Annotated in this window: 13 protein-coding genes and 1 tRNA gene; 1 reads left to right on the forward strand and 13 read right to left on the reverse strand. The window is 62.1% G+C overall.

Annotated elements, in window-relative coordinates; translation table 11 throughout:
* Positions 1 to 64: 64 nt before the first annotated feature.
* The 8 genes from CMV30_RS17085 to CMV30_RS17120 all read right to left on the reverse strand — a co-directional run bounded on the left by CMV30_RS17085 (position 65) and on the right by CMV30_RS17120 (position 10,226).
* A complete protein-coding gene (locus tag CMV30_RS17085; RefSeq protein WP_096057153.1) occupies positions 65 to 1,990 on the reverse strand; it encodes a peptidoglycan D,D-transpeptidase FtsI family protein in 1,926 nt (641 codons plus the stop codon).
* Between the two features lie 42 nt (positions 1,991 to 2,032).
* Positions 2,033 to 4,795: a hypothetical protein gene (locus CMV30_RS17090; protein ID WP_096057154.1), complete on the reverse strand. Its 2,763-nt coding sequence runs from the start codon at positions 4,793 to 4,795 to the stop codon at positions 2,033 to 2,035.
* Positions 4,796 to 4,982: 187 nt separating this feature from the next.
* Positions 4,983 to 5,426: a hypothetical protein gene (locus CMV30_RS17095; RefSeq protein ID WP_138223356.1), complete on the reverse strand. Its 444-nt coding sequence runs from the start codon at positions 5,424 to 5,426 to the stop codon at positions 4,983 to 4,985.
* Positions 5,427 to 5,882: 456 nt separating this feature from the next.
* Complete coding sequence (locus CMV30_RS17100) at positions 5,883 to 6,404, reverse strand: hypothetical protein (protein ID WP_138223357.1); 522 nt, start codon at positions 6,402 to 6,404, stop codon at positions 5,883 to 5,885.
* 284 nt (positions 6,405 to 6,688) lie between these two features.
* Positions 6,689 to 6,763: transfer RNA gene (locus CMV30_RS17105), tRNA-Arg, on the reverse strand.
* 197 nt (positions 6,764 to 6,960) lie between these two features.
* A complete protein-coding gene (locus CMV30_RS17110; protein WP_096057157.1) occupies positions 6,961 to 7,536 on the reverse strand; it encodes a pseudouridine synthase in 576 nt (191 codons plus the stop codon).
* A 189-nt stretch (positions 7,537 to 7,725) separates the two neighbouring features.
* Positions 7,726 to 9,207 (reverse strand): RNA polymerase factor sigma-54, encoded by a 1,482-nt coding sequence (gene rpoN / locus CMV30_RS17115; protein WP_096057158.1) that lies wholly within the window; start codon positions 9,205 to 9,207, stop codon positions 7,726 to 7,728.
* Positions 9,208 to 9,239: 32 nt separating this feature from the next.
* Complete coding sequence (locus CMV30_RS17120; protein ID WP_096057159.1) at positions 9,240 to 10,226, reverse strand: serine/threonine protein kinase; 987 nt, start codon at positions 10,224 to 10,226, stop codon at positions 9,240 to 9,242.
* Positions 10,227 to 10,349: 123 nt separating this feature from the next.
* Here CMV30_RS17120 and erpA point away from each other — a divergent pair, with 123 nt between their 5' ends.
* Entirely contained in the window at positions 10,350 to 10,667 is a 318-nt protein-coding gene (gene erpA, locus CMV30_RS17125; RefSeq protein WP_096057160.1) for an iron-sulfur cluster insertion protein ErpA, read from the forward strand.
* On the opposite strand, the gene CMV30_RS17130 is transcribed toward erpA, so the two are convergent.
* The 5 genes from CMV30_RS17130 to CMV30_RS17150 form a co-directional block, all read right to left on the reverse strand.
* On the reverse strand, positions 10,668 to 12,536 hold the full coding sequence (locus tag CMV30_RS17130) for an alpha-amylase family glycosyl hydrolase (RefSeq protein WP_096057161.1): 1,869 nt from the start codon (positions 12,534 to 12,536) through the stop codon (positions 10,668 to 10,670).
* A gap of 89 nt (positions 12,537 to 12,625) precedes the next feature.
* Complete coding sequence (locus CMV30_RS17135) at positions 12,626 to 12,889, reverse strand: hypothetical protein (protein ID WP_096057162.1); 264 nt, start codon at positions 12,887 to 12,889, stop codon at positions 12,626 to 12,628.
* Entirely contained in the window at positions 12,853 to 13,260 is a 408-nt protein-coding gene (locus CMV30_RS17140; protein WP_096057163.1) for a phage holin family protein, read from the reverse strand. The genes CMV30_RS17135 and CMV30_RS17140 overlap by 37 nt, the downstream gene beginning before the upstream one ends.
* A gap of 60 nt (positions 13,261 to 13,320) precedes the next feature.
* Positions 13,321 to 13,623: an ElaB/YgaM/YqjD family protein gene (locus tag CMV30_RS17145; RefSeq protein ID WP_096057164.1), complete on the reverse strand. Its 303-nt coding sequence runs from the start codon at positions 13,621 to 13,623 to the stop codon at positions 13,321 to 13,323.
* Positions 13,624 to 13,672: 49 nt separating this feature from the next.
* On the reverse strand, positions 13,673 to 13,873 hold the full coding sequence (locus CMV30_RS17150) for a DUF3185 family protein (protein ID WP_096057165.1): 201 nt from the start codon (positions 13,871 to 13,873) through the stop codon (positions 13,673 to 13,675).
* Positions 13,874 to 14,184: the final 311 nt, after the last annotated feature.

A 14,184-nucleotide genomic window follows, 5' to 3' on the forward strand; every position in this document is an offset into this window, starting at 1 on the left:
GACGCTTTGATGGGGCAAAGGTTTCGGGACGAGCCCTGATCTGAGCCAGAGGCAGTCGGCGTGCTTATGGCGTTATGTGCTTACCGAAATAGGCGCTGAGGATTTCGCGGGCGATGGGGGCGGCGTGGTGGGCGCCGGCGTATTCGACGTTTGGGGAATCGCCTTCGAGGGCGATGGCGAGGGCGATCTCGGGTTTTTCGGCGGGGGCGAAGGCGAGGAACCAGGCGATGTTTTTGCGGCCTTCGGTGGTATCGATCTGGGCGGTGCCGGTTTTGCCGGCGATTGTGATACCGGGGACTTGGGCTTCGCTGCCGATGCCGGATGCGACGACATTGCGAAGACTCGTGAGGAGGGCGGTGTAGTTGGCGTCGGAGATGTCGAGTGGTTCGCGGGGGAGGTCGCCGGTGGGATTGCGGCCGAGTTGACGGAGGAGTGTGGGGACGGTGAGCGTTTCGCGGCGGGCGAGGGAGGCCATGGCGCAGGCGGCTTGAAGCGGGCTGATGCGGAGGAAGCCCTGGCCGATGGCGAGGTTCACGGTGTCGCCGTCGGTCCAGGGGCCGAGGTCTTTGGATTTTTTCCACGCAGGATCGGGGATGAGCGAGCGTGTGGTTTCGGACGGGAGGTCGATGGCGGTGGGTGAGTCGAAGTGGAAGCGGCGGGCTTCAGCGGCGAGGGCGTTGGGGCCGGCGGCGAGGCCGGTGCGGGCGGCGAAGATGTTGCAGCTGTGAGCGAGGGCTCGGTTGAGCGTGAGCGTGCCGTGGCCTGCGGAGTTATGGCAGGGGAAGCGGCGATTACCGATCTGGATCCAGCCGTCGCAGCGATGGGCGGTATCCGGATTCAGGGCACCGGAACGGAAGCCGGCGAGAACGGTGAAGATTTTGAGGGTTGAGCCCGGCGGATAGAGGGCTTGGGTGGCGCGGTTGAGCCAGGCGCCGGAAGCGTCGAGTTGCTGCTTGGTGGCGGCGGAGATCGACGGAGAGACGGCGTTGAGGTCGAAACCGGGGCGGCTGACGAGGGCGAGGATTTCGCCGGTGCGGATATCAATGGCGACAGCGGAGCCGCGGGATGAACCGGTGGCAGCGTCGAGCGCGGTTTCGGTGGCGCGCTGGAGATCGAGGTTGAGGCTGAGCGTGAGGTCGCGGCCGGGTGTGGAGGCGTGGGTGGAGAGCGGAGTGGCGACGGTGTAGCCGAGGGCGTTAACGCGGCGGGTGGTTTCGACGGGCGAGCCGGCGAGGAGAGTGTCGTGGAGTTTTTCGAGGCCGGACTCGCCGGTGAGTTCGGTGGCTGCGAGCGTGTGAAGATCGGAATCGGACGCAGAGGTGATCTGTATTGGCTCGTTGCGGACGCGGCCGAGAAGGTGGGCGGCGAGTGAACCGTGAGGATACGTGCGGGTGGGCGTGCGTTGGAGACGGATGATGTCGTCAGATGCGAGTGCGGAGGTGAGACGCGCGGCTTCGGCGGACGTGAGTGTTTCGATCAACGTAAACGGGAAGACGCGGGAGCGGGCGAGGTGGCGCGTGAGACGGGCGGCGTCGAGCGTCGAGGCGGGTCGGGCTAGGAGATGGTTGAGGCGGTCGAGGTGAGATTGGAGGAGCTGGAGACGCTGGTCGCGGGTGAGGTCAGCGTGGAGTTTGCCGAGGTCAATGGAGGCGGAGATGCGGTTAGTAGTGTCGGCGAGGACGCGGCCTTCGCGGTCGAGGATGCGGCCGCGTGGCGCGGGTTCGAGGAGACGGCGCAGGCTTTGGCGCTCGGCGGCGGCGGAGTATTCGTTGGAGCGGAAGAGTTGGTGGCGGGCGATGGCGGCGAGGAGAGTGAGGAGTGCGGCAGCGAGGACGAAGCGGAGGAGACGAAGGCGCGGGGCGAGGGATTGGCCTTCGTTGGACTCAATGGGTCTGGCCGATGTACGGATGCGTGAAGCGGCGGACGCGCCCCTGGCGTTGGCCAAAGGCGCGGGCAGCGGAAGCAGATCGAGATCGGCAGCGGGTTTCACGGTGAAGTGACGGCGAGGGTACGCCTCCTTCTGGTGGGTTTGTTAGCGGGTTTTGTTTTTGGGCGGGGGATTGTTGCGCCAGACGCGCCACTTGAGGACGACCTCGAGATCGAACTGCGGGACGAAGGGGAGGTTGCCGAGGCCGTCGAAGGTCTTGGTGCCTTCGTAATAATCCTGCGTGCCGTCGTTATCTTCGATGACGCGGAATTCGGACGGGTACACGCCGTCGAGGAGACTGAGGAAGCGGGTTTCGGCACGGTTGCTGGAGCGGCTGCCGTTTTTTTCGTAGGTGCCGACGACGCATTCGGCGCCGAAGAAGGGCTCGATCTCGAGGATCATCTTGCCGCCGGTGAAGCTGAGCGAGGCGTTGCCGCTGGGTTCGGAGCGGCCGTAGTAAGCGAGCTGGTTCTGGCCGGAGGGCTGGATCTGGACGGGGCCGGTGGCTTCGTAGCGGTTGTCGATGCGGGAGGATTTCGCGGATGAGGAATCGTCGAGTTTGAAGTAGCGGGAATCGCCATCAACCTCGAGGGTGTAGCGGGCGAGCGTGGGGTCTTTTTTCTGAGAGTCGTCTTCGTCCCAATCGGGCGTGATGAGGCGGCCTTCCATGCTGCGCTCCATCTTCCATTTGTAGGTGACGGGCGGGCCGCCTTTTTCGCCTTTGTTAGATTTGGAGCCGGAGGCTTTGGCGGTGATCTCGAAGTCGCCTTCCCAGTGCGGTTCCTTCCAGTCCTTCACGTCGAAGACCTGGCTTTTTTGGAAGAAGAAGGAGGTGCGGAGAACCATGTCAGCGAGGAAGCTAAGGCCGCCGCCGACGGGGCCGCCCATGGCGGTGTTGATGGCGTCGTTCATGTCCTGGGTGATGTTGCCAACCTTGATGGTGACCTCGACGGCGATGGCGGCGCGGCGCATGTAGGGACGCACATTTTTCGGGAGAATTTTTTTCTGAGGAGCGCCTTCGATCGTGATGGTGGCTTCGCCCGCGTCGTTGGTGGTGGAGGTGTAGCCGGCACCTTCGGCGAACTGGACGACGGCGAGCTCGGGTTTGTATTCCCAGCCGCCTTTCGCGGTCTGGTATTTGTTGTTGTAGCTGCCCTCGACGAGACGCCAGACGACCTTTGCGCCGGAGACGGGGCCGCCGTCGGGGAGCTGGAGGTCGATGGTGGTGAGATTGCCGGCGGCGCGGATGGCTTTGAGGACGTCGCTCTTGGGGAAATCGATTTCGACCGTGGCCTTGGCGGTACGTTTTTCACCGGCGGTGCGGTTCTTGGTGCGGACGAGCGGGGCGTTTTCGACCTCGATGGTGATCTTCTGCCGCGCGACAGACATGATGGTTTTGTACCAGGCGATGATGACGTTCGCGATGCCGGCGGCTTTGGAGAATTTGCTGTCGGGCAGGTGGTGATCGAGAACCGCGCCGGTGTAAGCGCCGGTGACGGTGGCCCAGATGTCGCCGCCGGCGCCGGAGAATTGATCGCCGAAGTTCGGGGCGGGCGCGGGAGCGAGTTGCGCGAGGGTGATCATCGCGAAGGGGAGTGAGCCGCTGATGCCGGAGGTTGAGGAGAGCGAGGGTGAGCGTGGTGAGAAGAAGGAGCCGAGGCGTGCCCGGGATTTGGATGCGGGGGCGGACGTGCGTTTGGCGTAGAGGCGGAGGTCGGCGGAGAGGACGCGGGTGAGCAGGGAGACTTGGAGGAGCGAGAGGGGTTGATCGCGCCACTCGGCGATGAAGCGAGGGCCGGAGGATTTTTTGTCATCATCCTCGTCGTCGGAATCGGAGTCATCGTCTTCTTCGCTTTCGTCGTTTGAGTTGGATTTGCTTGAATGGGGTTGAGTCAGTTTGCGCATGGTGGCGGCGGCCTGGAGAGTGGAGGCGGTGGCGGAGCGGTTGGAGATGGCAGCCATCTCGGTCATGAGCTTGTTGAGTTTATCCTGGAGGATTTTTTGGGCGGCGGGATCGGTGGCGGCACCGATTTTTTCGGAGAGCGCGTTGAGCTCGTCGGAGAGTTCGTCGAGGCGTTTTTGGTCGCGCTGCTGGATGGTGGAGCGCGGGTCGTCTTCGTCGCGCTCGGGGCGTGGCGAAGCAGCGAGGACGGGATCTTTTTCGTCCCAGACGGGCTGGGGCTGCATCGCGGCGATGAGGGCGAAGGGGTTTCCTTTGGCCTGTTTTTCGAGGGCTTTGAGCTGCTTTTGAGAAGGCTGAATAACGGGAGCAGGCGCGAGGCCGGTGAGGTCGTAACCGGAGGGACTGACACGGCCGAGGGCGATGATGAAGCGGGCCCAAAAACGTTGCTGCGGGTTATCGCTGTCGGCGGATTTGCGGAGCGTATCGAGGAGGTCTTGAGCGAGTTCTTCGGGGTCGGCGTCTTCGAAGGGAATGGCGACGGCTTGAGCGAAGGAGATGAAGCGGACGGTGGGCTGGTCGGCGGGTTTCCAGAGGAGTTCGTCGATCTCGTAGTCGCGCATGGCGAGTCCGGTGGCGGTGCCGGCGGGCGCGGGATGGGTGATGAGGCCGGGGTGATTACGGACGTCCCAGCCCATGCGGCCGAGGGCGTCGAGGAGCGCGATGCGGGAATCGGCGTTGCCCTCGCCGGCGACGTAGCGGCGGGCGAGAATGAGGGCCATCGCGTCGGCGTCGTAGGTGACGGGAGCGTCGGGGGCGAGAGTCTCTGAAGACGCGGACGCGGGTGTGGCAGGAAGGGAAGCGGGCGCGGATTTTTGCGCTAAGAGCGCGGTGGTGAGCGCGAGGGCGACGGTGCTGAGGAGGAGGCGTTGCGGGAGGCGCGACCAGCGGGGAAGCGGGAGATTCATGCGCGCGACGATGCGAGGGGGGCGCAGTTGTCGGCAAGAGCCGGGTGGTTAGCCGATGGGCGAATCCAAGCGTTCGGACGTGTGTTTCTGGTAAGCGTATCAGCGAAACTCTGCCCAATGCCTGGACGGATCGGAGCTTGAGTTTTGGGCATAAAAAAGCCCGCTGCGAAGAGCGGGCTTTGAGCCGTCATTGGATGCTCACATTTATATCCATCCATCCCCATCCAGAGTAGGGATCCCATAAATCTATCTCTGCCGAGTTTCCCCATGAATTGGATGAAAAGTCGGTGAGCTGAGAAGACGTTGCGGTCACTCGATAGTTGCCTGCCGTGAGGCCTGTGACTGTGGCGTATGCATGACTTTGGTCGGTCAGCGTCACTCCTGATGCTGTGCTGCCATAGTACCAATAGCTGTAGCTGTAGGTAGAGCCATTTGTCGTGAGCGCTGAGATGCTCGCGACTGTCTGATTGGTGTCCAGATTCACGATGGTTATATCTGAATCACCGGTGCCGTTTACTGTGAGGTAAAACGTCTGACCCGAGTCGACATACACATCGGCGGAGCCGGCAAATAGCGCTGAGCTGAGCGCGAACGTAGCGAGCGCCAGAAAGGCGCGGACTAATTTATTCATGGGGTTGCAGGGGAGTGCAGTTTCGTCGGAGAAATTATCGCGGCTTAAAAGCCCTCCGGCCCTCATGCCGCGATACCGACGAGTGCCATCGTGCGCGGCCTTTTCATTCGTGCAAACAGGCCGAACTGTACGAGCGACAAAAAGAAATCCGGCATATCGGAGGGCTTGAATTCGACTATTCGCTTTCGGAGGTGGCACCGCTTTTCACGGTGCCTGCCAGTTGAGTAATATTTCCTCGGATTACGGTGTCACGACGGTGACAACCACCGGCAGTCCATCCCATCCCTGACCGGCTAGGCCGCTTGGGTAAATGGTATAGGTTCCCGCAGCGGACGCTGTGAAGGTGCCAGTCACCACGAGCGACTGTTCCTGGGTGGTCGATGGCGTGCATGTGACGAAATCGGCTGTGCCCGGATCGCCAAAATTGATTCCTACTCCATTCACCCACCAGCCGGCCTATTGCAGATATCCGGCCGAGGTTGCCATGACTTTAATATCCAGTGACTGGCCGAGAGTGATGGTAAAACTTTCGGTTTGCTCGATGAAGGGGTCGGAGCTGGTCACGATACCGCCAGCTTCTCCGCTCCTGCGGACGACCAAAGCCAGTTCCGGCCACACGTTTGGATCCAGCGTGGGCGAGGGAGGAGCCGGACGTTGATTGATGGATTCTAACGTGTATTCGTAGCCGCCTGGTTGCTCAAATATCATGCCTGGTGTTGGGGTCGTGGGCGCGCCGAGGGGCTCATGCCCGGGCACGATAATGTCATCCCCCAAAAACACGGATTCCAATGGGAATACGGTGTACGCCTCGGTTTGAAAATCCCTTTCGAAGATGGTCGTGTCCCACACACCTCCGCCGGGATAACCAGACACCGGGGTCCAGCTGTATCTGATCCATTTCGGGGTTACTTTAACGGTGACGAAGGCACTGGTTGTTTCGAAGTTCGTATAGTTACAGCAGCCCAAAGCGTTGGGCACAGTTGAGCGAGAAACGCGGCTACGAGAGCTACGAGTGATAGCTTCTTCATGGGATACTTTACTATGGGGGTTGTTTTTGCGGCTCCCTTTACGGGATAAGAACCGCAGCCCTCCTTGGGCCATGCGCAGGAGAGCAGGCCGCGAAACGCAAATTCAAGCGTGCCGACGTGCCGATCAGTGCGTTTGTGCTCAACCAGTTTGATTCCCGTGCGACTGCATCAATGAAGCACGCTAGTCATGGGAAATTTGTGCGCCAAATGTGTGCGAACGTTTTCCTCGGTTTCTGGTGCGAGCGGCGGGAATCGAACCCACATCAACGGCTTCGGAGACCGCTACACTATCCATTGTGCTACGCCCGCAGGGCAGAAACTGAGGTCGGAAATTGGGAAGCGGTGTGGGTGGTGTCGAGAGGAAAGGCGGGGGGCGGTGAAGGCAGTAGCGGGTAGTGGGTAGCCCGGACGCAGGCGGTGGATTGGCGGTGCGGGCGAGAGATGTTTTGGGTGAGGTCTGGGTGGGTAGTGGACGAACATGGAGGTCGTCCCTCCATCGGAAGAGGCTACGAGAGGAGTTGCTGGCGCTCGGGGGTGGTGAGTTCGCGGGAGTGGCCGGGGGCAAGCGCGAGGGAGGCGAGGGTGAGTGCGCCGATACGGACACGGACGAGGCGGAGCGTGGGGTGGCCGATGGCGGCGGTCATGCGGCGGACCTGGCGGTTTTTGCCTTCGGTGAGTTCGAGGGAGAGCCAGGAGTCGGGGATGTTTTTGCGGAAGCGGATCGGAGGATTACGCGTAGGGAAATCCGGCGGTGTATCGAGAAGGCGGGCACGGCAGGGGAGCGTGCGGTGTTCGCCGAGAGGAATGCCGCCGGCGGCTAGGCGAGCGATGGCGTCGGGCGAGGGGATGCGTTCGACCTGGGCATGGTATTCACGGGGGTGGGCGTGGCGCGGGTCGAGGAGGCGGTCGATGAGGGCGCGTTCGTTGGAGAGGAGGAGGAGGCCTTCGCTATCGGCGTCGAGGCGGCCGACGGGGTACGCGCGCGGAGGGAGGCCGAACTCGGCAAGGGTGCGCCAGGCTGAGCCGGGTTCTGGGGTGAATTGCGAGAGGACCCCGTAGGGTTTGTTGAAGGCGAGGAGCACGGGGGGAATGACCAGTGACGCAATGACCAGTGGCCAATGAAGCGAGGCCTTGCTCGCAAGGGAGATAGATGCCGGGGAGTTAGTAATTGGTAGTTGGGCGGACGCAGACTTGGGTTTACGCACCAGACTCGATTCGGCAGGAAGTCTCGGGCGAAGTCCAACAGAGCGCTCGGGAGTGCGCGCTCCACCTTATGTGTAGTCGCGGCGGAGGTTGCTCGGGAGAAGGCCGAGTTCTTCGCGGTATTTGGCGACGGTGCGGCGGGCGATGTTGATGCCCTTCTCCTGGAGCTTGGCGACGATCTCCTGGTCGCTGAGCGGCTGGCTGCGGTCTTCACCGGCGATGAGGTCGTTGATCATTTCCTTCACACTGGTGTTGGAAACGGAGGCGCCGTTGTCGTTCTGGTAGCCGGGGGTGAAAAAATATTTGAAGTCGAAGACGCCGTGCGGGGTCTTGATGAACTTGTTGGCGATGGCGCGGCTGACGGTGGTCTCGTGGACGCCGACGGCATCGGCGATCTGGGTCATCGTGAGCGGGCGGAGTTTGGAGACGCCTTCCTCGAAGAACTCGTGCTGCACTTTCAGGATCTCGCGCGTGATGCGCTCGATGGTCTGCTGGCGCTGCTCGATGGAGTTGATGAGGAATTTGCCGGAGCGCATGCGCTCGCGGAGGTACTCGCGCTCGTCTTTGGAGAGTGTGCCTTTGGCGATGAGGTCGCGGTAGGTATTCGAAATGCGGAGGCGCGGGATGTAGTCGCTGTTGAGGTGGATGACCCACTTGTCGTCGTCTTTCTCGACGGTGACGTCGGCGACGACGACGCGGTTGCTATCGTCGGCGAAGCGGCGGCCGGGGGCGGGATCGAGCGTGCCGATTTCCTCGATGGCGATCTGCACGTCGTCCATGTGCGAGCCGAGTTTGCGGGCGATCTCGGGGATGCGGCGGCGGGAGAGGAGTTGGAAATAATCGCGGACGATGCGGGAGGCGAGGGAGTCGGTGCGGCCTTTAGAGGCGAGTTGTTGAAGGAGGCATTCTTCGAGGGTCTGGCAGCCGATGCCGGCGGGCTCGAAGCCTTTGAGAATTTTCGCGGCTTGCTGGACGGAATCGAGTGGGAGGCCGGTCTGGAGGGCGATGTCGTTAGGCGTCTGGGTGAGGAAGCCGCGGTCATCGAGACTGCCGATGAGGTAGCGCATGGCTTCCTGGATCTCGGGCGAGAGGTCGGCGAGATCGGCCTGGCCCATGAGGTGTTCTTGCAGGGAAGTCTCGGTGACGAGGGAGTCGAAGAAGTGCTGACGTTTCTCGGCGTCTTCGGAGGTGTAGCTCTGGCTGCCGCCGGCTTGGGACATGTAGTCGCGCCAGTCTTCGTCGAGCTTGTTGAGGATTTCGAATTCCTTGGAGAAATCCATTTCCTCGCGGCGATCGCCTTCATCGCTGGTGCCGCTTTCGCTCGAATCGCGGGTGTCGGCGGCGTCGGCTTCACGCTCTTTGTCGAGGCTCACGCCTTCCATCGGGAGCTCTTCGAGCGTGGGATTGTTTTGAAGCTCTTCCTGGATGACGGAGCGCAGGTCGAGTGCGGCGACCTGAAGGATTTTCAACGAGTGCCGAAGCTGGGGTGCGAGTACCAGCGACTGCGTCTGACGTTGCCGGAGATCCTGACTAAACGAAGGTCCGCTCATGTTCTGCCTGTGTGTTAGTGGTGGTCATGCTGTCAGATCGAGGACGGGGCAGGGGAACGTAAGGAAAGGGGGGGGACGCCGGGCTCGTGGTACTCCATGAGCTCTTTGAGGTAGACGCCTAGTTTCTCGTTGGTCGGGCCGTAGCGGTCGCTGTAGAGGTAAACTTCGAGGTCGGTTAGCATCTCGCCGGCGCTCTGGTAACGTTTCTCGCGATCGCGCTGGAGAGCTTTTTGAATGATGGCTTCGAGGCGCGCATCAATCTCGGGGCGCAGCGTGCTGAAGCGCGGGATGGGGAGCGTCAGGATGTTGCGGCGGGATTCGAGGCGGTCGGCGGAGCGAAAAATGTTACGGCCAAGGAGCAATTCGGTGAGGACGATGCCGAGGGGGAAGAGGTCGGCGCGCGCGTCGGTGACGGCGTAGGATGCTTGCTCGGGGGAGAGGTACTCGTCTTTGCCCGCGATGACTTTGCCTTCCTCGTTGTACATGAGGTCGAGGGCCTTCGCTATGCCGAAGTCGGTGAGCTTCACGTCGCCCTCGTAGGCGAGGAGGACGTTCTTGGGGCCGATGTCGCGGTGGACGATGTTGAGGTGGCGGCCGTCGGAGTCGCGTTTGGTGTGGGCGTAGGCGAGGCCGCGGGCGACGCGGGAAATGATGAAGGCGGCGAGATCGACCGGGATGGGTTTTTTGAGCGCGCGATGGCGGTCGAGGACGTTCTCCAAGTGGATGCCGCGGACGAACTCCATCACCATGAAATACTGTCCGCCGACCTGGCCGAGGTGGTAGGTCTGGACGATGTTGGTATGAATCAAATCTGCGACGAGACGGGCTTCACCGATGAAATTTTTTTGGAATTCTGGGATCGTGGAGTACTCTTCGCGGATGAGTTTCACCGCGACGATCTTGCGGAAATTACCCGCGCCGCGCTGGGTGGCTTCATAGACGATACCCATGCCGCCCTCGGCGATCTTGCGGGTCAGCTCGTAGTGCAGCTCGTTGAAGATGTGCTTGAGGGAGGCCACTGTGAGGCGAAGGAAAGGTGAGCGCGCAGAGGCTGGCAAGAGCGCAGAGCAAACCTAGCACGAAAATTGCTTGGACTGAGTTGCGCCCGTTGACACCGAGGTGCGCAGACCTAGGTTGCGCGCATGATCACGCTCAGTCCACGCGCTGCTGCGCAAGTGCGCACAATGCAGAACGAATTAAACGCTCCGGAGAAACGGCTGCGCGTCTTTGTTGAGTCGGGCGGCTGCTCGGGGTTTCAGTACGGGATGTCGTTTGACGAGCCGAAGGCGGAGGACACGCAGTTCGAGAGCGAAGGCGTGGCAGTGATCATGGACGCGGCGAGCCTGGCGTATTTGAATGGCTCGCAGGTCGACTTCGACGACGGGCTGCAAGGGAAGGGATTCGAGATCAAGAATCCCAATGCTCAGAGCACGTGCGGCTGCGGGAAGTCATTTAGCTGATCAGGACGCGCGATCCTGCGAGAGGATGAGCGCGGAATAGGGGGCGAGACCGGTGACGATGCGATGCTCGAAGCCGTCGAGCGGCTCGGCCACAGTCTCGGCGTCGGGGGCGGTGTGGTCGTTGAAGTCGGGCGAGTAGGCTTTCGCGTCGCTGTTGAAGCGGACGCGCCAGTTGCCGGTCGAGGGGACACCGATGGCGTAGTCGGTGACGGGCTCGCTGGAGAGATTCATGATGACGATGACATCGTCGCCCGCGCCGTGGTCGCGCCAGCGGTGAAAGCCGAGGATTTTTTTCTCGTGGTTCACGTGATGCGTCTCGATGTGCTGGCCGGAGAGGCCGGCGGTGTGGCCGGAGAGATTGCGGCGGAGCGAAACGAGATCGCGGTAAAGGGCGTGGACGCCGGCGAAGCGGGATTGCTTTTCCCAGTCGAGAGGAACCTCGTCGCGGAACCATTCGTCTTCCAGGAGTTCCTGGCCTTGGAAAAGCATGGGTATGCCGGGGGCGGTCATGACGAGGGCGGCGCCGAGGGTGGAGCGTTTGCGGGCGTGGTAGGCGTCGGCTGCATTGGCATCGATCTCGGACGGAAGGCGGGCTTTGCCGTTGGCGACCTCGTCGTGGGATTCGCTGTAAACGACGCGCTTGAAGGCATCGTCGTCGTATTTGTTTTTCAATGCTCCGATGACGGCGTCGAGACTGCGGTGTTCGTCGTTGGCGACGATCATGGTGGCGCGAACGGGATGAACGAAGGCGGCGTCCCATTGGGAATTGAAGCCGGCTCCGCCTGCGCCGGTGCCTTTGACGATCCATTCGCTGTCGTGGAGGTCTTCAGCGATGGTGATGGCGTGCGGGAATTCTTTGTGGATCTCGTCGTTGACCCACTGGCAAAGGCCCCAGCCTTCTTTGAGATCGTCGGCTGGGTCGCCGGTGTTGCCCTTATAGGTGCGGATGTAGACAGACATGTCCCAGCGCAGACCATCGATGCCGAAGTCGCGGAACCACATGAGGGCGTTGTCGCGGATGTAGGAGCGGACTTCGCCGCGGCCGTAGTCGGGGCGGGTGTCGCCCCAAGGGGTCTGCGCGCGCCAGTCGTTGTAGAAATAAATGCCGCCGAGGTTGTTTTCGTTCCAGCCGTCGAATTGCCAGATGGAGAGATCGCCGGGGCCGAAGTGATTATAAACGACGTCGAGGATGACGGCGATGCCATGGGCGTGCGCGGCTTCGATGAAGGCGAGGAAGGCGTCGGGGCCGCCGTAGATGGATTCGACGGCGTAGGGATGGGCAGGGTTGTAGCCCCAGGAGAAATCGCCGGCGAATTCGGCGACGGGCATGACTTCGACGGCGTTGATGCCGAGGTCGCGGAGGTAGGGAAGTTTTTCGGTCGCGGAAGCGAAGGTACCCGGGCCGGTTTCTTTGGAGGTATTGAACGTGCCGATGTGGAGTTCGTAGATGACGAGCTGATCGAGCGTGGGGGGCGTGAATTTTTTGGCGCCTGCTGACGTGGGTGAGGCGGGCTTTTGCCAGATGACGCCGTTGCCGATGGAGTTGGTGACGCGGAGGGCGCGCGGGTCGATGCGGGTGAATTCGTCGTCGCCGCGCTTGAGGGCGAAACGGTATTCATCTCCTGGTTTCGCGGAAGGAATGGCGGCATACCAATTACCACTGCCCTCTTTAGCGAGCGGGTGGGCGGCGGCGTCCCAGTCGTTGAACGAGCCGACGACGCTCACGGCATCGGCGTGAGGGGCCCAGACGCGGAATGCGACGCCGGAGGAACCGGAGAGCGGAATGGCTCCCATCCCGGCGACGGAGGCGGATGGGGCAGGCTTGGAGCGGGAGGCGGTGGACGACGGCTGAAGCGTGGCGGTGGACATGTGCGTGGCGGGCGGTTTGAAGCTAAAAGCTAAAGCAGAGAGGACGGTTGAAGCAGTGGCCGGGAAGTGACGGCGTGAATGGCTAAGCGTCAGCGGCTCGATTTCCAGAGGCGGAAAAGAAAGGCAGCGGCGCGGAGTTTGCGCGGAAGCAGGGGCGTGAGCGCGCTGAGGGCGAGCGGTACCCAAGGACCGGAGACGAGGCCGCCGAGTGCGGTTTGTGGACGCGCGGGTTTTTTCCACGCGAGGGCGAGTTCGACGCGGTCGCACGCGCAGGCGAGGGCGAGAAATTTCTTCCGCGACTCGCAGTCTTCCGTACTTAGCGGCGCGGGGAGTTGAGGAGATCGCGGAGGCATTGAGAGTCTTTTTTGAGCTGGTCGATGGTGAGGGGCAGCGGTCTCCAGCGGCGGGCGCGGTGGATGCACAGAGCGATGGAGGTCGTCGCCACCGCCGCCTGCACCAGGGCGGCAAGGCCGATGGCGAGGAGGCGGTGGGGCGTATCCCACCAGAGGGCGGCAACAAAGAAGTTGGCGGCGAATCCGGTGAGCAACGCGGCGACGGCACCAATAAGAAACAACCCGGAGAGACCGACGGCATGATCGCGAGCGTCGCCCAGTTCTAATGAGGCGAGTTCGGCACGGTGATCGAAGCCCCGCGCAAGGACGGCCGCGCTGGCTTGCAGGCGGTCGATCCCGGGCAGGAGTGCGTTATCGGTGAGCAAGTTCATGGGCGTCGTCTGTGTGGCGGGCTGGTGGATACGCGGCGTTGCCGGAGGGGCGCGCGCGGATCAGGGGAGGCGGCGGCCGATGAGGAGGCCGATGACGGCGCCGATGGCGATGCCTGTGCCGATGGCCTGGTACGGATGGGCGCGGACATAGTGATCGGCTTCACCGAGTTTTTCCTTGGCGCATTCGCGGGCGCGGGCGTAGGCGTTGGAGCCTTTATCGAGGGCGGCGCGCATGCGGTCGCGGAGTTCGGCGACCTTGTCTTCGGCGACATCGCCGGCGCCGGAGAGCGCTTGTTCGGCGTCGTGGAGGAGGGCTTTGAGGTCGTCGATGGTTTGAGTGGAGGCGTTGTTGGAGGAGCTCATGATGTTATTTGGATTGAGGGTTGAGTTGACGGAGAGGGGAATGCGGAACTTAGGCGCGACGGCGGAAGAGGCTGACGGAGCCGGCGATGGCGCCGAGAGCGCCAAGGGCGATTAGCCAGATGCTCTTGTCGGTGGGCGCGCCGGTGAGAGCTTCAGTGACTTCGGAACCGGCTGAATTCGCGGAGTTGATACCCCAGACGAGGAGGACGGCGCCGACGACGAGGACTGCGAGTGCGAGGGATTTAGACATGGGATGCGGAGTGTTTACGGAGGTGGTTGTTGGATTGATGCGCCCAGAAGCTGGAGGCGGGCGTGGTTGGTTTTGTTGAACGCAGGTACTTTCGCAGTGGGCGTGCCAACGGACTAATGCATCCGTAAGTTTATATTATTCATTGGTTAAGGAATATCGATGGGATTAGCGGCAGGAGGGTTGCTTGCACAATGCAGTCAGGGCTTTGGGGGGCGGAGTGCGTGTTGCAGTTAGCGGACGGGTTTTTAGAGGAGGCCGCGTTTGGGAGCGCGGAGTAGAGCGGAATGGGTGTGTGAGTGGAGGCGCGGGCG

The organism is Nibricoccus aquaticus (assembly GCF_002310495.1).
GTDB classification, from domain to species: domain Bacteria; phylum Verrucomicrobiota; class Verrucomicrobiia; order Opitutales; family Opitutaceae; genus Nibricoccus; species Nibricoccus aquaticus.